Raw genomic sequence first — 20236 nt, forward strand, 5'->3', positions numbered from 1 at the left:
GTGTTTCACCAGTTAGCGTAAACAAGGTCTTGCCCCCTTGTCGGATCAGTCGGCATTTGTTTCAAATTTTACCGACTAACCCCAGCCGCGCTTAATTCGCGTTCCCTAACCTGGTCTCATCAGCCGGACGATCACCGTCCGCGATGGACTTGGACAACATGTTTCTGCTGCGCTCGGTATTTTGGCTTACCCTTGCCTTCCTGGTCATCCGGCCGGGAGTGGATGTTGGTGATGCCGCCGCGAACTTTTCCGGTGAGGCAATGGCTCGTGGCAGCCAGTTCGTAGCCGCGCAGATAGACGCTATCGAATGCAATGAAATTCAGTGTCTGGGCGGCAAGGCCATGGCCGTTGCAGCACTTCAGTCGACCCAGCTTGCCGGCGCCCCCATGCATGCATCGCCGGCACTCAACGCGGTTCCGATGCCCCGACCTCGGCCGGATCGCGCGGGATAACAGGCGCCTGCCCCGGGCGTCGGAAGCTACTCCAGGGGTCGTGTCACTTCCCCAAGCGACGCTACTCCATAGACCCCTGGCTCCTGCCGCAGATGCGCTGCCCCGCATCTGCGGCTTTTTCTTCCTCCCGCGCATGGCTCTGGCAATGACGCGATCCATCCCCTAGATAGGGCGTATGACACAGCCTCAGCCTTTCCAGGACATTGCCGACAACCTTTCCTTTCTTGATGACTGGGAAGACCGCTACCGCTATCTCATCGAACTGGGGCAAGCCTTGCCCAAGCTTGAAGAGGCCGAGCGCAATGCGACCAATAAGGTCAATGGCTGCGTGTCGCAGGTCTGGCTGGTTGCCGAGCCTGACAATGTCGGTGGCGCGCCCCATCTGCGCTTTCGCGGGGAGAGCGACGCCATGATTGTGCAGGGCCTGGTTGCCGTTCTGCTGGCGCTTTATTCGGACCGGGCTGCGAGCGAAATTGCAGAAACTGACGCTATTGCCCTGTTCGATGAACTGGGCCTGCGCGAACATCTGACCACTCAACGCTCCAATGGGCTAGTGGCCATGGTCAACCGGATACGCGGCGAGGCAAAGGCTGCTCTGGCTTAGGCGAAGCGGCGCAAGCGCGCCGTCAGCGGCTTCTCGATCATCGCATAACAGGCCCAGCCCAGCGCCAGGCCCCCAAGCATTGCCATCCCCACCGCGCCAGCTATCACGAACGCGTTCTCAGGTTCGAGCAACTTGAGCACAAAGCCGGCAAAGGCACCCACTGCAAATATGTGCACCAGGTAAATCGAATAAGACGCATCCCCGAGCCGTTCGAGCCAATGCAAGCGCGGCAGGTGTGCCTCTACGCCGACGAACAGCGCGGTGACTGCGACGGCAAAGGCCAGAAATCCGAGAAACGCGGTTTCGTCCTCGACCATCCCACGATCAAGCCAGAACCCCTCCGCCACTCCAGCCAAGGCAATCGCGATCAGGGGCACGACCATTGAACGGGGCATATCGCGCAGCCGCCCTTCGATGTGGGCCAGTCCAAGCCATGCACCGGCAACAAAGGCGAGAGGCATGTAGCTGGTGTAAAAGGCCGGAATAGCGCTCTCAGGATGCAACAGCAGGCCGGTGAACGACAGGCCCAGATAGGCCACCGACAGCACCATCACGCGCTGGCGGGCGCGCAGCACGGCCAACAGGGCAAAGCTGACATAGAAGAACATCTCGTAATTGAGCGTCCAGCCGAGCTTGTAGAGTGGATGCAGGCCATGACTGGCCGGATTGTAGAAGGGAATAAAGGCCAGTGAGAGCAGCAATTGCTGCCCATCGAAGACGGTCGACTTAAACAGATCGGGCAAGACCAGCGCAAGAAATGCAGCGAGAAGCGTGAACCCCCAATAGAGCGGGACCACGCGCAGCACGCGGCGACGCAGAAAGGCCCCGGCTTCAAAGCCTCCCTGTCCGGTTACAGCGACCATGATGAAGCCGGAGACAACAAAAAAGAGGATAACGCCCAGCCATCCCAGCCGGCCATAGGCCAGGGTCTGTTCGGCGAGCGGATAGAGCAAGGCGTGCGATGCAAGCACCAGAACGGCCGCTATCGCCCGCAATGATTGAATAGACTGGATCTTGGCGTTCAAGGGAAAGTGCCCCCACGGAGATGGCAGTCAATATCACGCCGGCGACAGGCCCGAACATTACCAAAGATTACATCGTTAATTTCACGACTCAGGAAACATGGCCGGACGTGCGGGCAGCCAGGACTGCGTTCTGGAGCTTTGTCTGCCCGTGGCCGTGGCGTCCAGCCCCATCAGCCGCGCCAATTGATCCAGCCCGATTCGCAAGACCAGCTTGGCGCTCCGCCGCGGCCAGCGGCGTTCAACCTCGATCTGCTGCAGGCCCTTGTCATAAACGCAGACATCAATGAGCACGCCCCAGCAGTCCGGAGGAATGCGCTGCGCCAATCGTGCCAGCTTTTGCCGCGCATCTTCGACGGTTTCGGACAGATCGGCCTGACCATGCCTGCTTGCGTACCCGCCGATGCGCGCCAAATCATAGGACATGGTCACCCGTTGGCGGAGCATGGCCCGCTCGAACGTCCTGGCGACCAAGCGTGCAGCCTCTAGGTGATGGGGATGCAGAAATCCTTCATGGTCTGCCGATGCCGATAGGCGCGACACGGCCTCGGGCAACTCACCCATGAGCAAGCCCCACCATTGTCTGTAGACGCATTTCAAGATCGGTGACTTCGCGGTCGAATTCGACGTCGTCGCGCATATCTTCGATCAGATTGCACGCATAGGAGACAGTTGTCCTATCCCGTCCAAAGGCCATTCCGATGTCAGTCAGGCTTTCGCCGAGTACGACATGCGCCAGATACATGGCCAGTTGACGCGCACGCGCCGTATTGATGCGACACCGCCTGGCGTGAAAGATCATGGAGACATCGACATTGGTATGTTGCGCAACAAGCGTTGCGGCCTGACATACAGCGCTTGGGCTGTGCCGGGCCGGGAGATAGGGTGCGGCAATGTCGCTGTGCAGTTGTTGCATGGGCAGGGTGCTCCGCTCGAAATAGGACGATATTCCTATTTTCTAACCAAAGCCACCCAACCGGGGATAAGTTGGTGCTCACAATCTACAAGGTGTCAAAAAAGCAAATGGCCGCCTCAGGGGCGGCCATAGCAATTCAGTGTCGATCAGCTTGCTAGATCAGTCCGCCTTACGGCCCAGGCCATTGTCCTTGGCCAGCTTGGAGCGCGTTGCCGAATAGCTGGGCGCCACCATTGGGTAGTCGGCCGGCAGGCCCCACTTCTCGCGGTATTCTTCCGGAGACAGATTGTAGTGCGTGCGCAAGTGGCGCTTGAGCGATTTGAACTTCTTGCCGTCTTCGAGACAGATGATGAAATCATTGGCCACGGACTTGCGGATCGGCACTGCGGGCTTGAGTTCTTCAACCGGTGCCGGATTCTCGTTGGCCTGCAGAGCGCGCAAGGCACCATGAACCTCGGCAATCAACTTGGGCAGATCGCCGGGGCTGACCGCGTTGTGGCTGACATAAGCGGAAACAATTTCAGTGCTGAGCTCGATCAGGTCGGACTCAACTGTAGCGAACGCGCCGGTATCGTCGTTCATCTTTCAACCTTCCATACTTTTTTATTGGGCCGCAACAAGGGCAGTTACTAGCCTTACTGATCTAATATGATCGTTTACTAGCACACGCAACCCCCGAGAGAGACGCTTAACATGTAATATGGAATGGGATTATGGCAACGAATATTATTCGTTGCTTTGGGCTATGTCATCGATAACAGTATCATTACACGGACGATATCCAGTAAGATAACTCGCACGTGCCAATAGATGGGCAGAAACAGGTGTAGTCAGCAAGACAAACATGACCCCAATAATGGCACGCACCGATACGGCCGCATCTTGGCTTAAAACGGCCACGGCAAGAAGAATCAGTCCGCCGCCCACGGCGCCGGCCTTGGACGCTGCGTGCATCCGAGTATAGAGGTCTGGCAAGCGTACAACCCCTATTGTAGCAAGCAGGGTGAATGCTGCGCCAAGTACCAGCAGCGTGCCGCCGAGATAGAGTTCAAGCCCCTCGAGCATTAGCGGCCCTCCTCCTGCGCCGGACTTTGCCGGGCGCCACGCAGCAGGACGTAACGTGCCAGGGCCACTGTGGCGAGAAAGCCCAGCAGGGCCAGTGCAATCGCAATATCGAGGTAAAGCCAGAGCCCGGTTCTCACAGCAATGGCACCGACGAAGCCCATGGCGACGACAGCGAGCAGGTCAAGCGCCAGCACACGATCGGACAAGGATGGGCCGATCACGATACGCACCAGCGAGACCAACAGCGCGACGGCCAGCAGGACGAGCGAAATCAATGTCGTCCACTCGATAAAGAGTGTCGCGGTCATTCGAACACCTCCTGGATCTTCTTCTCAAAGCCATTGGCAATGTCGGCGATCATTGCGTCCTTATCGGCCATATCCAGGGCGTGTACGTAGAGCACCGACTTGTCGGCCGCCACGTCGACACTGAGCGTGCCCGGGGTCAGCGTGATCATGTTTGCCAGAAGCGTGATTTCTGCGTCGGACTTTACTGTAAGCGGCACCGCAATGATGGCGGGCCGTACTGCGCTGGACAGATTGGGGCGCATAACGACGATCGCTACGCGTACCGCGCTGACGACCAGTTCGTAAAGGAACAGCGCCGCAAGAGAAATGATGCGTCGAATGCGCCGCAAGGCCCGCGGACTGGCGAAGGCTTCGCGCAGCACCAACACCGCCACGCCGCCGACAACGCCGCCCAGCAGCAGGTTAAGGCCGGAAAAGCTTCCAGAAATTCCGGCCCAGACCAGCGCAAGAATGACAACCAGAAAAACCGTGTTCATAGCTCGTCCCCTGCCAGGCCGGTGGCCTCAACATAGCGCGCCGGATCAAGGATATCGGCAGCGCCCGCGCTGACCCCGTCCATCAACGGCCCCGGCCAGAGCCCGGCGACCACGATGCCGGCGACGAGAAGAGTTGTTGCGCCGAGGGCAAGGTGGCCGCGGTTGTCAAAGGATTTGAGCGCCACCGAACCGTGTTCGGAACCCTGCCCTTCCGGCCCCGAGCGCCAGAAGACATGGGCCCAGAGGCGGGTGCCGGCGATGAGAGTCAGGACGGCATTTATCAATAGTGCCAAGACCATAGCCGTACCAAGCCAACCGGGCGCCGTGCCGGTCACGCCTTGGTCGAGGCCGGCTTCGAGCAGCAGCAGCTTGGGCCAGAAGCCGAGGAAGGGCGGCACACCGGCAGAGGCCAGGACCAGCAAGATGAACAGAATGGAGAGCGGTGCATTGGCGGCATAGAGACCGCCCATGTGCCGGGTGTCGGTTTGCCCGGTGGTCTTTTCGACAAGACCGGCGACCATATAGAGCGCGGTCATGGTCAGGATTGCATGGAAGATATAGAGGCCCGACCCGGCCACGCCGTTCAGGCTGGGCATGGACAGCCCAGCGATCACCGCCCCAATACCGCCGATCACCACAAAGCCGATGGCGCGGCGCAGATTGGTTTCGGCGATGGCGCCAAGTGGCGCGATCAGCAGCGTCCCGATGGCAATGCATGCCAACACGGGCTCAAGCATGTCGCGACTGGCTGGCAGCACCACCACGAGCGCGCGGAGCATGGCATAGGCGCCAACCTTGGTCAGCAGACCCGCAAACAGGGCCGATATGGCGGCCGGCGGGGTGTGATAGGACGCCGGTAGCCACGCATTGACCGGGAAGGCCGCCGCCTTCATGCCGAAAGCCAGCATGAACAGCGCCGCCACCCCGGCCATGGCCGCCGGATTGGCCGCACTGGCGACCCGCATGATGTCGGCCATGTTGAGTGTGCCAAGCAGGCCGTAGAGCAGGCCGAGGGCCATCAGGAAGAAGGTCGTTGCCAGGAAATTGAGAAAGCCATACTTGACCGCGCCATCGAGCTGCAGCGGCCGGTTTCCTTGCACGATCAGGCCGAACGAGGCAATCAGCATGACCTCGAACCACACATAGAGATTGAATAAATCCCCGGTGAGGAATGCGCCGGTTACGCCGGCCAGGAGCAGCAGGACCATGGGATGGAAGGCATCACGCCCGTCCGCATCGGCGCGGTCCAGTTCGGCATAGAACAATACAATCAGGGTCACGACAGCAGCGGCCAGGGCAAAGCTGGCGCCGAAGATATCGGCCGTCAGGCTGATGCCGAAAGGCGGCAGCCAGCGCCCCATGGTCATGCTGACCGGCCCATTGGCCAGCACCTCGAGCAAAAGTGCGATCTCGCAGGCAATAATGGCAAGAACCACGATCACGGCGCCGATCAGCGGCGTACCATTGCTGCGGCGGAACATCATCAGCCCGGCAGCCCCCATCAGGGCGAGGGCTATGGGCAGGACAATGACCCAGTCGGACGCCGGGACCACCGTGTCGATCATGGCCGCGGGCAGATCAGTCGTCGGAGTGGAAGTGGCCATGGGGTCAGTAGCTCAGCGGCGGGTTGGGCGCATTGTCGGGCTCAGCCAGGCGCATGGTGTCGGTATTGTCGGCATCCAGGCTCTGATAGGCGCGAAACGCCAGCACGAGCAGGAAGGCAAACATTGAAAAGCCGATCACGATGGCGGTCAGGATCAGCGCCTGTGGCAGCGGGTTAGCGATTGCGCCTTCGGGCACCTCAAGCCCCTCAGGCACGATGGGGGCAACTTCCTGGGTCAGGCGGCCAGCCGTAAAGATCAGCAGGAGCACGCCATTGCTGAAGATGGTCAGGCCAATCAGCATGCGGATCACCGAACGCGAGAGCAGCAGGTAGGTCCCGATAGTGATGAACAGGCCCACAAGGGCGGCGAGGATATACTCCATCTCACAGATCCTCTTCGCGGTCGCTTTCAAGCGACAGGGCAATGGCAGACAGGGTACCGAACACAACGCAATAGACGCCCAGATCGAAGAACAGCGGGGTCGAAAGCGGGATGATGCTGGGACCGAACTCCAGATAGAGCCAGATGCTGGTCATGAAGGGGGAGCCAGTCAGCAGGCTCGCCAGGCCAGAAAGGCCGGCCAGCACCACACCGAAACCGGCAATCGCCATGGGGTCGAAGCGCAGGGACCGGCGCACTGCACTTACACCGGCGGCCATGCCGAACACGGCGATAGACGCGGCCGCGATCAGACCGCCGATGAAGCCGCCGCCCGGTTCATTGTGTCCGCGCAGCGTCACATAGACCGAGAAGACAAGCATGATCGCAACGATCAAAGGGGCCAGCGTGCGGAAGATGACCGTGTTCATGATGCGGCCTTCCTGGGTTTACGGGCGCGCTTGGGCTTGTCCGGTTCCGATGGTGCCGGGGCCGGTTTCTTCTGGCGGCGCAACAGGGCCAGCACCGCCATGCCCGCGCCCATGACCACGGCAATCTCACCCAGCGTATCGAAGCCGCGGTAGTCCACCAGGATCACGTTGACGATGTTGTGCCCATGGGCGATCGGCACGCTGGTCGCGGTGAAGAAATCAGACAGGCGTGTGTCGAGCGTACCATTGAGCACCAACATCAGCAGCAGGCTGACGCCAAGCCCGCAAACGATCGCAAGTGCGCCATCGCGCGCCCAATCCTCGAAGGGCCGGTGATCGCGCTGATCGAGCCGCAAGCGCGTCATCACGAAGGTCAGGATGACCACCGAGAGAATTTCCACCATGAGCTGGGTAAAGGCCAGGTCCGGCGCGCCAAAGAGCAGGAAGATCAAGGCCACCGCGGTGCCCTGCACACCAAGCGAGAGGATCGCCACCAAACGCGACTGCGCAATTAGCACGGCGATGAGCCCAAGCACAGCCAGCGCCAACACGCCCCATTCATAAGGTGCCAGGGCTGGAAGAACCAGGCGCTGGCTCCAATCGCCCAGCTCGGCGGTCGGTTCCAGCCAATCGAGCCCACCCCAAACCAGCATAGGTCCGAACAGAGCAGCGGCCAGCGCGGCAAAGACAATTACCAGATAAAACTCAAGCTGACCGTGATGCAGGAAGCGGGTCAGCGCCCCCGAAAATCGGATCAGGCTGAACATGACGATGTCGAACACCGTGTCGGCCGTCCAGCCAAGGGCCTTGTCGAAACGGCGCAGCAGGGTGCGAATGGTGTCCGCCTGGCGATAGACCAGAACGCCCAATAGCCAGGTCAATGCAGACAGCCAGAGCAGCAGGCTGGTGAAATCCAGCGCCAGCGTCAGATGGCTTTCCACAGCGCGCCCCAGAATAGCCGATGCTCCGGGCACCAGCACGTCATGGCCAAGCCAGTCGGGCAGGATACCGGCAATAATGCCACCGGCACCGAGCAGGATGGGGCCGGCGAGCATGGCGATTGGGGCCTCGTGCGGTTTTTTGGGTGTCGCAACAGCCTCGCCGAGGAAGGGCCGGATCATCACCAACAGGGCCACACCGGCCAGCATGGCATTGCCCGCGATCAGCACGATCATCACCAGGATGGCAGTCCATTCACCGCTCATCAGCCCCAGATACATCTCTTCCTTGGCGAAATAACCAATGGTCAGCGGCAGGCCGATCATGGAGAGCGATGCCAGCGCCGCACCGATAAAGGTGACCGGCATCTTTTCGGCCAGTCCGCCCAGCGCGGTGATTTCCCGGGTTCCGGCCTCATGGTCGATAGCGCCCGCCACCATGAACAGGCCCGCCTTGTAGAAGGCGTGCGCCACGAAATAGACCACCATGGCAGAAATCGCGTAGTCGCTGCCCAAACCGATCAGCAGCACCAGAAGGCCAAGCGAAGCAATCGTGGTCTGCGCCAGGATCTGCTTGAGATCGGTCTGCTTGAGCGCGCCCAGCGAACCCCAGATCAGCGTGATGCCGCCAAAGATAACCAGCGTATTGGTCCAGACATCCGTGCCCCCGAGCGAGGGCGTCATGCGCGCCAGCAGATAGACGCCGGCCTGCACCATGGTGGCCGAATGCAGAAAAGCCGAAACCGGTGTCGGGGCCTCCATGGCGTTGGGCAACCAGAAATGCAGCGGGAACTGCGCCGACTTGGTGAAGGCGGCGCCGAGGAAGCAGATCAGCACCAGAAGATAAAGCTCGTTGCCGCGCAACACCTCGCCCATTTGGCGCACCGCGCTCATCTCCCAGGTCCCGGCGAGCTGATAGACCAGGATGGCACCAGCCAGGAGGAACATGCCGCCAATATTGGTGAGCACCAGCGCCTGGATGGCGCCGCGCCGCGCCGCCTGGCGCGAATGGTCAAAGCCGATCAGCAGGAAGGAGGTGACCGAGGTCAATTCCCAGAACAGGAACAGGGCCAGCAAGCTGTCGGCCAGAACCAGCCCGAGCATGGCGCCCATGAAGGCCAGCATATAGCCCAGGAACCGGCCTTGGTGGTGATGCCCGGCAAGATAGGCCCCGGAATAGAGAATGATCAGCGTGCCAACGCCGGAAATGGTCAGCGCAAAGATCAGGCTGAGACCATCGACCAGAAAGGAGAGGTTGATGCCGTAGGCCGGGATCCATTCAATGACGCTGGAAACCGTTTCGCCGTGGATGACAGCATCGGCGAAGCCAAGCAGATAAAGGAAAATGCTGGCCGGAATGATCGCCAGAATCCACCCGGCATATGCGCCCGCGAAACGCTGGATATACGGTGCCAGAATGGCAGCCACGAAGGGCGCAACGGCAGCAAGACCTATGCCTGCCTCAAATGACGACCCCAATGCTGCCACTCCTTTCTCGCCTAAGCGCGATTCCGATGGAATTGGTTTGCGACCTTACTGATTGGGGCCCGTGGAACAAGCGGAATCGGTCAAGGTGCGACCAAAGGGCCAACAGATTTCGATCTCCAGCGGGGGTGGCAAAGCCGAGGCGGGCGGCCTATGTCCTGTGGCAAGTTCTTGTGGCAGCCCGCCGCCCACTCGTCCGGAGACACCATGACCAAGGCCACCCCGCCCATAGCCAGGCGCATTCCTCACTCGCACACGCATCATACCATTACCCGCGATGACCCCTATGCGTGGCTGCGCGCCGAGAACTGGCAGGAGGTGATGCAGAAGCCCGAAACGCTCGACAAGGACATCCGCGCCTATCTCGAGGCCGAGAACGACTACTACGAGACCGAGTTCGGCCAACCGACGGCAGACCTGCAGGACAGGATCTACAAGGAGATTCGCGGTCGCATCAAAGAAGATGACAGCGGCGTTCCCTCGCCCGATGGCGCGTGGGCCTACAATACTCGTATGCTGGAGGGAAAGCAGTACCCCCTGATCGTCCGCACGCCGCGCGAGGGCGGTGATGAAACCGTACTGCTGGACTGCAATGCAGAGGCCGGAGACGGCTATTTCGGCTTTGCCGGCGCCGGACATGACCCATCCCACAGCTATATGACCTGGGCTGCCGATCGGGCCGGTTCGGAATATTTTGATATCGTGGTGCGCGAGCTGGCCAGCGGCAAGGACATCGAAACGATCAAGGACACTGCGGGCAATACCGTATGGTCCGCCGATGGCCGGTCCTTCTACTATACCGAATATGACGACAATCATCGCCCGTTCCGCGTGCGCCACCACAGGCTAGGCACGGCGCAGGCAGAGGACCCCATCGTCTATGAAGAAAAGGACCCTGGCTTCTTCGTGGGCGTGGGCAAGACGCTGTCGGACAAGTTCATCGTCATCGACGCGCATGATCACCAGACCAGCGAAGTCTGGCTGATCGATGCCGAACAGGGTGGCGAGCCCCGCCTGGTCGCGCCGCGCGTGACGGATCGGGAATATGAGATCGAAGAGCGGGACGGCCTGCTCTATATGCGTACCAATGCGGACGGGGCTGAAGACTACAAGATCGTCACCGCCCCGGCCGACAATCCCGATGCCGAGAACTGGACTGACCTGGTCCCGCATCGGGAGGGTGTGCTGATCCTCGATATCGCGGTGCTGTCCAACCATCTGCTCCGTCTCGAACGCGAGGACGGCCTGCCGCGCATTGTGGCGCGCGACCTGCGCACGGGCCAGGAGGAGACCGTCGGCTTTGAGGAAGAAGCTTATGCGCTGGGCATGTCGACCGGCTACGAGTTCGACACCAGTGTGTTCCGGCTGACCTATTCGTCGCCGACCACGCCCAGCCAGGTATTCGATGTCGATCTCGAGACCGGCGCGCGGACCCTGCTCAAGACCCAGGAAGTACCCTCGGGCCACGATCCTGCCGATTATGAGACCAAACGCTTGTTCGCAACGGCCGGTGACGGCGAACAGGTGCCGGTGACCCTGCTTTATCGCAAGGGCACAAAGCTTGATGGGTCCAACCCCACCCTGCTCTATGGCTATGGCTCCTATGGCATGTCGATGCCGGCCAGTTTTTCAGTTTCGGTTCTCTCGCTGGTCGATCGGGGCTTTGTCTATGCGATTGCCCATATTCGCGGCGGCATGGACAAGGGCTATCGCTGGTACAGGCAGGGCCGGCGCGAGCACAAGACCAACACCTTTTCCGACTTCATTGCTGCCGCCGAGATGCTGATCGAGACCGGCTACACACAGAAGGGAAAGATCATCGCCCAGGGCGGGTCGGCCGGCGGCATGCTGATGGGCGCCATTGCCAATCTTCGGCCGGATCTCTGGGGCGGGATCATCGCCCAGGTGCCGTTCGTGGACGTGCTCAACACCATGCTCGACGACACACTGCCCCTGACGCCGCCCGAATGGCCCGAATGGGGCAACCCGATCACCAGCGCAGAGGACTATGCCCGCATCGCCGCGTATGCGCCCTATGAGGCCGTCTCGGCGCAGGCCTATCCGCCGATCTTCGCATTGGCCGGTCTTACCGACCCGCGGGTGACTTATTGGGAGCCGGCTAAATGGGTAGCAAAACTGCGGGCAACCAAGAGCGGGGACGCACCATTATATCTCAAGACCAATATGAGCGCCGGCCATGCTGGTGCGTCCGGTCGCTTCGACCGCCTCAAGGAAACCGCCCAGTGCTATGCTTTTGCAATAAAGTCAGCCGGACTGGACGGTTAGTTGCCGGCGCGACATTGTTGCGCCAAACGCATCTGCCTATAACCAGAGCCGAAATGCGGCTCTCGCCAGCGTCATCCTGAAATCCAACCGGAGGCTAACATGACCACGTTTGAACTGCCCGCCCTGCCCTATGCCTATGATGCACTGGGCCCCTACATGTCGGCGGAAACCCTGGAGTTTCACCACGACAAGCACCATCAGGCCTATGTGACCAACGGCAACAACCTGCTCAAGGACTCCGGCCTTGAGGGCAAGAGTCTCGAAGAGATCGTCAAGGAAAGCCACGGCAAGAATGCGGGCCTGTTCAACAATGCGGGCCAGCATTACAACCACATCCACTTCTGGAACTGGATGAAGCCCAATGGCGGCGGCACGTCGCTGCCGGGCAAGCTGCAGGCGGCGGTCGACAGCGACCTTGGCGGCTTTGACAAGCTGCGCGCCGACTTCATCGCGGCCGGCACCACCCAGTTCGGTTCGGGCTGGGCCTGGATCGCGGTCAAGAACGGCAAGCTGGAAGTGGCCAAGACGCCGAACGGGGAATCGCCGCTGGTCAATGGCGCCAGCCCGATCCTGGGCGTGGATGTGTGGGAGCACTCCTATTACATCGACTACCGCAATGCCCGCCCGAAATATCTCGAAGCCTGGTTCGATAACCTGGTGAACTGGGAGTATGTGGAGAAGATGTTCGAGGAAGCCACCGCCTGATTGCGGTGCTTCATTGCTAGATCAAGCGGCGGGAGTGATCCCGCCGTTTTTTGTTGGCGCTATTCTGTCTTGGCGGGCGCCGAGCCATTGGGCCGGGAGAGGACAAAGCCTGCACTGCCGCCCAGAATGGCGGCACCGGTCAGCCATAGCCAGTAGCCGGGCTTCGCGCCGATCCAGAAAAACACCACGCCCACGGCAATGCCGCAGCAGGCCAGGATCTTGGCGCGGCGCGGAATGGCGCCCTGATCCCGCCAGGCGCGCAGCAGGCCGCCGAATCTGGGATGTTCAAGCAGCCAGCGTTCCAGCCGTGGCGAGGAGCGGGCGAAGAACCAGGTCGCAAGGATCAGCAGCGGCGTGGTGGGCAGCAGCGGCAGGAAGGCGCCGACAATGCCGAGGCCCGTCATGGCCAGCCCCAGTAGCAGATAGATGGGTCGCAACGGTCCCGCTCGCGCCGGTCAACAATGGCCCGCAATCAACCAGTGCAGGGCCCCAGACGCAACCGGTCGCGGTGCCGCAGGCTGCTATTGTCTCTTGAGAACTGGAACCGCGCTCTTCTATCCCCCGTTTGAGCATGTTAACGAAGGCTTAACGAGATGAAGGGGATTTGCGTGACTGCTGCGGGCAAGACCATCGCCATTCTGGCCGCTAATCCGGCCCTCAGCGCCCTGCTGACCATGGTGCTGGCTGGCGACTCACGCCTGCGCGTCCGCCCCTTCGACAGCGAGGCGGAGCTGTTTGCCTATATGCGCATCGCCCCGCTCGACATGCTGGTGGTCGATTTCGACCGCGAAGGCCGACCGGCTTATGAGATGGTGGAAGCCATCCGCCTCGATCCCGGCCTGGTGTCGCGGGACCTGCCCGTCATTGCCATGACCCGCGCGGTTACCCCGCCCATGCGCCAGCAGGCGATTAGCGCCGGAATTGACGAGGTGCTGGTCAAGCCGATGTCGCCGCGCCATCTGCTGCAGCGGGTGCAGGCACGCCTGCTCAATCGCAGCGTCATCGGCGCATTGGGCTTTGGCTATCGTGGACCGGAGCGGCGCAATCGCGTGCCCATGCGCACGCCAGAGCCGCATCCGGGCCGGCGCTATACCGACAATGTGGTGCCGCTGTTTCCCGACCGGCGCGCCGCACGGCCAGACCAGGGTCCGCTGGCGTAATCGCCTAGCCCCGCTGCTCGAATACCCAGAGCACCTTGTTCCAGAGATCTTCCACGGTGTCGGCGAACTGGATATTGCGGTCATGATGGGGCACCGAAGCCGCCAGCACATCGGCAGCAAAGCCGCGCACCACTTCAAAGGCACGGTGCCGGTTGAGCATGACGACGGGCCGCGAGGCGCCTGACGCCCAGGCGCCAAACAGCGCGGAGACCGAAGCGAGAGACCCCGGCAGGACCACAAAGGCCGCGCTTTGCGCCGCGAGATAGGTCTGCCGTTCCGCCTTGTCCGGCACAATGGTGATCGGCACATCCGCCAGCGCCTGTGGCAACACAATGCTCGCATCCGCCACGATCTCGACCGCGCCGCCTGCGGTGCGGGCGGCGGTGATCAATGGCACGGGGATGATACCATTTTCGGCCAGGCACAGCATGCGGGCGCCCTTGCGCGCAAAGACGCGCCCGACTTCACCCATCAGGCTGGCGCGTTCGGGATCACCCGGTCCTTTGTCGGAGGCGAAAATGGCGACAGAAATAGAGGTTTGCGTCGGACTGGCCATGTCAGCGTCTCCCCTTCAGGCCGCCCAGAATGCCGCGCACCAGCTCACGGCCCAGGGTATTGGCGACCGTGCGGGCAAACGACGTCATCGCTGCCTCGGTGGGCGACTGGCGTGTGCTGCGGCGGGGTGCTGCGGCCTTTTCCGCCCGCGCCCGTTCCTTGGCCAATTGTTCGGCTTCTTCAAGCCTTTGCGCCTCAAAAGCGGCGCGCTCCTCGGCCAATTGCTTTTCGCGCGCCCGCTTGTGCAGCACTTCAAAGGCCGATTCGCGGTCCAGAACGGTATCGTAAAGCCCACCTACCGGCGAGTTGGCGAGGGCCGCATCCCGCTCGGCCGGAGAGATCGGCCCGACCTGCGCCGAAGGCGGGCGAATGAACGTGCGCCCCACCATGGAAGGCACACCCTTGGCTTCGAGAACGGACACCAGCGCCTCACCGATGCCGAGCTGGGTGATCGCTTCCTCGGTCGAAAATGCAGGGTTGGGCCGGAACGTCTCGGCTGCCACCCGCACCGCTTTCTGTTCGCGCGGCGTATAGGCACGCAGGGCATGCTGGATGCGATTGGCGAGCTGGGCCAGCACGCTTTCGGGGATATCGACCGGGTTCTGGGTGACGAAATACACGCCGACGCCCTTGGAGCGGATCAGCTTGACCACCTGCTCAACCTTGTCGATCAGGGCCTTGGGCGCGTCGTCGAACAGCAAATGGGCCTCGTCGAAGAAGAACACCAGTTTCGGCTTGTCCGGATCGCCCACCTCGGGCAGCACCTCGAACAATTCCGAGAGCAGCCAGAGCAGGAAGGTCGCATAGAGCCGCGGCGACTGCATGAGCTGGTCGGCCGCCAGGATCGAGACCACGCCCCGCCCGTCGGCATCGGTGCGCATCAGATCGTCGATGGCCAGTGCCCGTTCTCCGAAGAAATGGTCGGCGCCCTGTTGCTCAAGCACTAGCAAGGCGCGCTGGATGGCGCCGATCGAGGCCGTGGTGACATTGCCATAGCGCGCAGAAATTTCTCGGGCCCGCTCCTGGACCTCTACCAGCAATGCCCGCAAATCCTTGAGATCGAGCAGCAACAGGCCTTCTTCGTCGGCCACGCGGAAAGCGATGTTGAGCACGCCTTCCTGGGTGTCGTTGAGGTCGAGAATGCGGCTGAGCAATACCGGGCCCATTTCCGAAATGGTGGCGCGGACCGGATGGCCCTGCTTGCCGAACAAGTCCCAGAAGATCACCGGATAGACATCGTCGGCAAAGTCGGTGAAGCCGATTTCCTCGGCCCGCCTGGTCTGCCAGTCCTGCGCCTTGCCCATGCGGGAAACGCCGGAGAGGTCGCCCTTGATATCGGCGGCGAAGACGGGCACGCCGGCCGCCGAAAAGCCTTCGGCTAGTACCTGCAGGCTCACCGTCTTGCCTGTTCCGGTTGCGCCGGTAATCAGCCCGTGGCGATTGGCATATTTGAGCTTGAGATATTCCGGCTTGTCGCTCACGCCCAGAAAGATTTCGCCGTCCACGAGCATGCCGCATCACCTGTTGGTCTGTTGTTGGCCGTTCTTATAGCCGCCCAGCAGCGGTCGGAACAAGCAAGGCACCGGCCGACGACCAGTGTGAGGCTCAAAAACTTGCCATTTGGCACAAAGCGCCCTATTTATTGCCAACAGGAGTTGAACCATGCTGCATGAACTGCCACGGACAGAAGCCATACCTGAACTGGCCGCTATCACCGATGCGGAATCGGCAGCCATGGCCCGTGCGGTGATGCGGCTGTTTGAGCGCTGGGGCGTGAGTGATGCGGAAGCCCGCGATATCCTCGGAGGGTTGGCCGCCAGGACCCATGCCCGCTGGAAAGCCGGTGAACCGGGCCGGATTGACCGCGACCTGGCCACACGCCTGTCGCTGCTGATGGGTATTCACAAGGGCCTGCGCTATCTGTTCACCGATCCCGAGCGCGGTTATGCCTGGGTGAAAAAGCCCAATCGGGATTTCGCCGGCCGCACACCGGTCGAAGTCATGGCCGAGGGCAGCCTGTTCGCCCTGGCGCGGGTGCGCAGCTATCTCGATGCCGAGCGTGGCGGCTGGTGAGCGATACCCCTGCCCTCACGCGGGTCACATGGCTTAAGGCCTACCGCCTGATCCGCTCGATTTACCCGCCCATCGACCTGTTTGAAGACATCGCCGACCCGCGCGACTGGGAGGCGCTGGCTTCGGCCGAATCGAAAACCAATCCACGCCTCTGGAGCCATCTGGGCCGGCTCGACCTTGTGCCGCCCGAGCGCCGTGTCAGCGGACCGGGCGCGAGCTATCTCATGGCGCCCTTTGTCCATGCCAGCCATGACCGGCCCGGCCGCTTCTCCGATGGCAGCTATGGGGTCTACAGCGCCGGCAATGCCGAAGAAGTCGCGATCCGCGAAGTCGCCTATCATCATGGCCGCGCCATGGCCGCCAGCGCGGAGGCGCCAGGCTGGACCTCGCAATTCCGCATGCTGGTCAATCGGCTCGATCTCGATCTGCATGACGCCCGGCCGTTCGACCGTTTTCACGACCCGGACGATTATCAGGCGCCGCAGACCCTTGGCCGGCAGCTTCGGCGCGCAGGCAGCAATGGCATTGTCTATCGCAGTGTGCGCCATGCGGACGGCGAATGCGCCGCCATCTTCTGGCCTGACCTGATCCCGGTGCCGGTGCAGGCCGATCATTTCGACTATCACTGGGACGGCGAAAAGGTCGACCGCATCCGCAATTGTGGAACCGGGACGATTTACGGGCTTTGAGAGCTTGCGCCAGGCTGCTGGCTAAAACCCAACCGCCCGCATCTCGCCGACCACGGTGCCACGCACATTCTTGATCGGCTGGCGGGCAAACTGCTCCAGCACAGCCTTCTGATTGGTGTCGGGATCGGCGAACTTCAAAAGCAGCGCGGCCACCATGGTGTGGCTGGCCACCATATTGCCGTCATCGCATTTGAGCGCATAACCCCAGCCCTTGTCGCGGATGGCGCCGCATTGGACGCCTTCGGCGCCGCCCTTCTGCATCACACGGCCCATGAACGCCTCCATGACCAGCGTGTCCAAGTGTCCGGTGCCAGCAACCAGATGGGGATGGCTGGTGGCCGCATCGAACAGGGCCTGCGCCCCCCTGGCATGCTCGCCATCAAGGCCTTCGCCCGTGGCCATGCGGGCAAAGCCGCGCGCCCAGGCGCGCAATGGAGCGGCCCAGGTGGGAATGGAGCAGCCATCGGTGCCGCAGCGGTCCTCGGTCAGCTCCTCGCCGATCACATATTCCACCGCGGCCCGAACGGCCTTTTGTACGTCATGTTCCCGCTCGACATAGCCTTGGGTGGGCACGCCCATAGCCAGGGCAACGCTGAGCATGCCCGAATGCTTGCCCGAGCAATTATTATGCAGCGCACTGGGTTCGGTGGCCGCGGCTCGCAGGGCCTGGCGCGCCCTGGCATTGGTGGGCACATGCGCGCCGCATTCCAGATCGTTTGCCGAAAGACCCATGCGGTCGAGAAACCGGCTCACATTACTCACATGCTCGTCTTCGCCGTGATGGGAGGCGCAAGCCAGCGCCAGCTCTTCGGGGGAATGATGAAAACGCTCGGCAGCGTGCCGGTCGAAAATGGCCAAAGCCTGCATGGACTTGATGGCGGAGCGGGGGAATATGGGCCGATCGATATCGCCGGCAGAGGCAATCAGCTGGCCCTGTGCATCGACGATAACAAAGGCGCCGCGATGCCGATTTTCAACCCAATTGCCGCGCACGGCTTCGGCGAGAATGGGGTTGGCATCCATAGCAAAAAACTCCGGTCCTGGTTCCCTACCACGAACAACCGAGGACCGGAAAAGTCAACATGCATGGGATGGTGGTCCAGTGGACCGACCTTGGGAGAGTGGTCAGATGTCCCAGTCCTGGACCGGAACGAGATAGCGCGAATTGACCCAGCCCTTGGTGTCGCCGCGTTCGACGAGGCACCAGTCCGAGCTGTTCTCGACCTCGATGCAGCGCTCCACCCAGACATGCAGGCCGGGTGCAAAGCTGCCCACCTTCTGGGAGTAGCTGGCCGGCCACTTGCGGACATTGAGCTTGTCCCAATCAGCCACGCCGGTGACCTGGCCGAGCGTATCGACATGATAGCCGGCGGCCATGGCGGGCTGCACGGCAAAGCCGGCGGCGGCGGTGACGATCAGGCCGCACAGCGCGGCGACGAGAACTTTTTCCTGAGCCTTGTTCATTTCGAGTGCCCTCCGAAACTTGATGTTGGAAATACCCTGGCACCATGGATTTGAACCGATGCTGATGGGCGTATTCAGCTTGCGTTCATTTTGGCGCCAGGGCGGCGAAGCGGTGTCAGTTCAGGTCCCGCTGATGGACATAGAGGTAGATGCTGTTGCCGCCGGCAAAGCGCAGCGAGACCACGTCGTTGTGGTCGTAGCCCTTGGCGGCCAGTGCGCTCATCAGCGTCGCATTGCGGGCAATGGGGGTGCGCAGCAGGTTGACATTGCCGTTGATGAACAGGGTGCCGTAATTGTTCTTTCCGGGCACTGTCGGATCTTCGCAGATCGGGTAGATGAACACCTTCTGGTCCTGGATGCCCTGGATGTCGAAGGCGTTGACCGAACGCATATGGCCCATTTCGTCTTCACAACTGTGGTCCGGGCCCGAGCTGGGATAGTTGGGCGTTCCGGGGAAATTGGCCTGAGCGTAGCTGGGCAGCGCGGCGGAAGCGGTGGCGAGGCCTGCGAGCAGGGCAAGAGCGGTGAGTTTGAGCATTTTCGTGTCTCCTCAATACTGGTGAAGCGGCCGCTGGGCGGTCCGCGTGTCGATGCTGGGCACCGAGCTTGGAGACGGTTATGAGCGTGGCCGCTTGAACCGGTGCTGAGAGCGCCGTTCATTCTTCGTTAACGCGCGGGACCGGTTGGCAGAACCGGCGTTCCGCAATAGGCTGGTAAACGAGAGCGTGGAAAATTCGCGTGGAAAAAGAGGAGGTTCTAATGACCAAGGTTCTGGTGACCGGCGGTAGTGGCAAGCTTGGGCGGGCGGTGCTGCGCGATCTGGTGGAACATGGCTATGAGGTCCTCAATGTCGATCAGCAGCCCCTGCCCGAGCCGATTTGCCCCAGCGTGCGGATCGATCTGAGCAATTTCGGCGAGGTGTCCAGCGCTATCCTGGGGGGTGTGGATGAACGGGGCGGGCCGTTCGATGCGGTGGTGCATCTGGCGGCCATTCCGGCGCCGGGCCTGTCGGCCAATGCGCGCACGCTGACCAATAATGTCACCTCAAGCTACAATGTGTTCGAATCCTGCCGTCTGGCCGGGATCAAGAATGTGGTTTTTGCGTCGAGCGAAACCGTGCTCGGCCTGCCTTTCGATAATCCGCCACCCTATGCGCCGGTGGATGAGGAATATTTCCCGCGGCCCGAAAGCGCCTATTCGCTGGGCAAGCTGCTGGACGAAACCATGGCGGCCCAGTTCTGCCGCTGGGACCCGGAACTGCGCATGGTGGGCCTCAGGTTCTCCAATGTGATGTATCCGGAGGACTACAAGGCCTTCCCGGGCTTCGACAGTGAGCCGCGCAAGCGCAAATGGAATTTGTGGGCCTATATCGATGCGCGCGACGGGGCGCAGGCGGTGCGCCGGGCGATCCAGGCGGAGTTCACCGGCTTTGAAGCCTTCATCATCGCCAATGCGGATTCGGTGATGTCCCGCTCCAATATTTCCCTCTTGGCCGAGGTGTTTCCCGAGGTCGAGCAGAAGGGCAATATTTCGACCAATGGCACGCTGCTCTCGATCGAGAAGGCCAAGCGCATGCTGGGCTACTCGCCCCAGTTCAGCTGGCGCACCGAGATCAAGTAAGCGTC

At 61.5% G+C, this 20236-nt stretch carries 25 protein-coding genes; 8 read left to right on the top strand and 17 right to left on the bottom strand.

Going from position 1 to position 20236, the window contains the following annotated elements; genetic code table 11:
* Positions 1 to 158: 158 nt before the first annotated feature.
* Together DDE76_RS04065 and DDE76_RS04070 are read left to right on the top strand one after the other, a co-directional pair.
* The gene (locus DDE76_RS04065) at positions 159 to 452 is read left to right on the top strand and encodes a hypothetical protein (protein WP_157955656.1); all 294 of its coding nucleotides are present in this window, start codon (positions 159 to 161) and stop codon (positions 450 to 452) included.
* Positions 453 to 627: 175 nt separating this feature from the next.
* A complete protein-coding gene (locus DDE76_RS04070) occupies positions 628 to 1056 on the top strand; it encodes a SufE family protein (protein WP_104891562.1) in 429 nt (142 codons plus the stop codon).
* On the opposite strand, the gene DDE76_RS04075 is transcribed toward DDE76_RS04070, so the two are convergent.
* The 11 genes from DDE76_RS04075 to DDE76_RS04125 all read right to left on the bottom strand — a co-directional run bounded on the left by DDE76_RS04075 (position 1053) and on the right by DDE76_RS04125 (position 9673).
* On the bottom strand, positions 1053 to 2081 hold the full coding sequence (locus tag DDE76_RS04075) for an acyltransferase family protein (protein WP_157955657.1): 1029 nt from the start codon (positions 2079 to 2081) through the stop codon (positions 1053 to 1055). The two genes, DDE76_RS04070 and DDE76_RS04075, sit on opposite strands and share 4 nt — an antisense overlap.
* 81 nt (positions 2082 to 2162) lie before the next feature.
* A complete protein-coding gene (locus tag DDE76_RS04080; RefSeq protein ID WP_104891564.1) occupies positions 2163 to 2642 on the bottom strand; it encodes a DUF6456 domain-containing protein in 480 nt (159 codons plus the stop codon).
* Positions 2635 to 2994, bottom strand: coding sequence for a helix-turn-helix domain-containing protein (locus DDE76_RS04085; RefSeq protein WP_104891565.1), 360 nt, complete (start codon positions 2992 to 2994; stop codon positions 2635 to 2637). Before DDE76_RS04085 ends, DDE76_RS04080 begins: the two co-directional genes overlap by 8 nt.
* Before the next feature lie 159 nt (positions 2995 to 3153).
* Positions 3154 to 3576 carry a Ros/MucR family transcriptional regulator gene (locus tag DDE76_RS04090; RefSeq protein ID WP_104891566.1) on the bottom strand — a complete coding sequence of 141 codons (423 nt, stop codon included), beginning with the start codon at positions 3574 to 3576 and terminating at the stop codon, positions 3154 to 3156.
* A gap of 144 nt (positions 3577 to 3720) precedes the next feature.
* Positions 3721 to 4059: a monovalent cation/H(+) antiporter subunit G gene (gene mnhG / locus DDE76_RS04095; RefSeq protein WP_104891567.1), complete on the bottom strand. Its 339-nt coding sequence runs from the start codon at positions 4057 to 4059 to the stop codon at positions 3721 to 3723.
* Positions 4059 to 4367, bottom strand: coding sequence for an MrpF/PhaF family protein (locus tag DDE76_RS04100; protein ID WP_104891568.1), 309 nt, complete (start codon positions 4365 to 4367; stop codon positions 4059 to 4061). The genes mnhG and DDE76_RS04100 overlap by 1 nt, the downstream gene beginning before the upstream one ends.
* Positions 4364 to 4843 carry a Na+/H+ antiporter subunit E gene (locus DDE76_RS04105; RefSeq protein WP_104891569.1) on the bottom strand — a complete coding sequence of 160 codons (480 nt, stop codon included), beginning with the start codon at positions 4841 to 4843 and terminating at the stop codon, positions 4364 to 4366. Before DDE76_RS04105 ends, DDE76_RS04100 begins: the two co-directional genes overlap by 4 nt.
* Positions 4840 to 6447, bottom strand: a complete 1608-nt coding sequence (locus tag DDE76_RS04110) for a proton-conducting transporter transmembrane domain-containing protein (RefSeq protein ID WP_104891570.1) — start codon at positions 6445 to 6447, stop codon at positions 4840 to 4842. The genes DDE76_RS04105 and DDE76_RS04110 overlap by 4 nt, the downstream gene beginning before the upstream one ends.
* A gap of 4 nt (positions 6448 to 6451) precedes the next feature.
* Positions 6452 to 6829 carry a Na+/H+ antiporter subunit C gene (locus DDE76_RS04115; protein ID WP_104891571.1) on the bottom strand — a complete coding sequence of 126 codons (378 nt, stop codon included), beginning with the start codon at positions 6827 to 6829 and terminating at the stop codon, positions 6452 to 6454.
* 1 nt (position 6830) lies between these two features.
* On the bottom strand, positions 6831 to 7256 hold the full coding sequence (locus tag DDE76_RS04120; protein ID WP_104891572.1) for an MnhB domain-containing protein: 426 nt from the start codon (positions 7254 to 7256) through the stop codon (positions 6831 to 6833).
* Positions 7253 to 9673, bottom strand: a complete 2421-nt coding sequence (locus tag DDE76_RS04125) for a putative monovalent cation/H+ antiporter subunit A (protein ID WP_245891794.1) — start codon at positions 9671 to 9673, stop codon at positions 7253 to 7255. Before DDE76_RS04125 ends, DDE76_RS04120 begins: the two co-directional genes overlap by 4 nt.
* 213 nt (positions 9674 to 9886) lie before the next feature.
* Between DDE76_RS04125 and DDE76_RS04130 the strand changes: the two genes are divergently transcribed.
* Both DDE76_RS04130 and DDE76_RS04135 read left to right on the top strand, forming a co-directional pair.
* Entirely contained in the window at positions 9887 to 11965 is a 2079-nt protein-coding gene (locus DDE76_RS04130; RefSeq protein ID WP_104891573.1) for a S9 family peptidase, read from the top strand.
* 99 nt (positions 11966 to 12064) lie between these two features.
* A complete protein-coding gene (locus DDE76_RS04135) occupies positions 12065 to 12670 on the top strand; it encodes a superoxide dismutase (RefSeq protein ID WP_104891574.1) in 606 nt (201 codons plus the stop codon).
* Between the two features lie 59 nt (positions 12671 to 12729).
* Here the strand turns inward: DDE76_RS04135 and DDE76_RS04140 are convergent, their stop codons facing one another.
* Positions 12730 to 13107 carry a YbaN family protein gene (locus DDE76_RS04140; protein WP_245891795.1) on the bottom strand — a complete coding sequence of 126 codons (378 nt, stop codon included), beginning with the start codon at positions 13105 to 13107 and terminating at the stop codon, positions 12730 to 12732.
* Between the two features lie 171 nt (positions 13108 to 13278).
* Here DDE76_RS04140 and DDE76_RS04145 point away from each other — a divergent pair, with 171 nt between their 5' ends.
* Entirely contained in the window at positions 13279 to 13830 is a 552-nt protein-coding gene (locus tag DDE76_RS04145; protein WP_157955658.1) for a response regulator, read from the top strand.
* A gap of 4 nt (positions 13831 to 13834) precedes the next feature.
* Here the strand turns inward: DDE76_RS04145 and DDE76_RS04150 are convergent, their stop codons facing one another.
* Both DDE76_RS04150 and DDE76_RS04155 read right to left on the bottom strand, forming a co-directional pair.
* A complete protein-coding gene (locus tag DDE76_RS04150; protein WP_104891576.1) occupies positions 13835 to 14386 on the bottom strand; it encodes an LOG family protein in 552 nt (183 codons plus the stop codon).
* Position 14387: 1 nt separating this feature from the next.
* Positions 14388 to 15896, bottom strand: coding sequence for a helicase HerA-like domain-containing protein (locus tag DDE76_RS04155; RefSeq protein WP_104891577.1), 1509 nt, complete (start codon positions 15894 to 15896; stop codon positions 14388 to 14390).
* Between the two features lie 151 nt (positions 15897 to 16047).
* Between DDE76_RS04155 and DDE76_RS04160 the strand changes: the two genes are divergently transcribed.
* Together DDE76_RS04160 and DDE76_RS04165 are read left to right on the top strand one after the other, a co-directional pair.
* Complete coding sequence (locus DDE76_RS04160) at positions 16048 to 16458, top strand: MbcA/ParS/Xre antitoxin family protein (RefSeq protein WP_104891578.1); 411 nt, start codon at positions 16048 to 16050, stop codon at positions 16456 to 16458.
* On the top strand, positions 16452 to 17147 hold the full coding sequence (locus DDE76_RS04165; protein ID WP_198650839.1) for an RES family NAD+ phosphorylase: 696 nt from the start codon (positions 16452 to 16454) through the stop codon (positions 17145 to 17147). Before DDE76_RS04160 ends, DDE76_RS04165 begins: the two co-directional genes overlap by 7 nt.
* 21 nt (positions 17148 to 17168) lie before the next feature.
* Here the strand turns inward: DDE76_RS04165 and DDE76_RS04170 are convergent, their stop codons facing one another.
* From DDE76_RS04170 to DDE76_RS04180, 3 genes are all read right to left on the bottom strand, one after another.
* Positions 17169 to 18170, bottom strand: a complete 1002-nt coding sequence (locus DDE76_RS04170) for an asparaginase (protein ID WP_104891580.1) — start codon at positions 18168 to 18170, stop codon at positions 17169 to 17171.
* Positions 18171 to 18272: 102 nt separating this feature from the next.
* Entirely contained in the window at positions 18273 to 18611 is a 339-nt protein-coding gene (locus tag DDE76_RS04175) for an SH3 domain-containing protein (protein ID WP_104891581.1), read from the bottom strand.
* A gap of 115 nt (positions 18612 to 18726) precedes the next feature.
* Positions 18727 to 19149 carry a hypothetical protein gene (locus tag DDE76_RS04180; protein ID WP_104891582.1) on the bottom strand — a complete coding sequence of 141 codons (423 nt, stop codon included), beginning with the start codon at positions 19147 to 19149 and terminating at the stop codon, positions 18727 to 18729.
* Between the two features lie 221 nt (positions 19150 to 19370).
* Here DDE76_RS04180 and DDE76_RS04185 point away from each other — a divergent pair, with 221 nt between their 5' ends.
* Positions 19371 to 20231, top strand: coding sequence for an NAD-dependent epimerase/dehydratase family protein (locus DDE76_RS04185; RefSeq protein ID WP_104891583.1), 861 nt, complete (start codon positions 19371 to 19373; stop codon positions 20229 to 20231).
* The last annotated feature ends 5 nt before the right edge of the window (positions 20232 to 20236 follow it).

This window comes from Devosia indica, from assembly GCF_003056405.1.
GTDB classification, from domain to species: domain Bacteria; phylum Pseudomonadota; class Alphaproteobacteria; order Rhizobiales; family Devosiaceae; genus Devosia; species Devosia indica.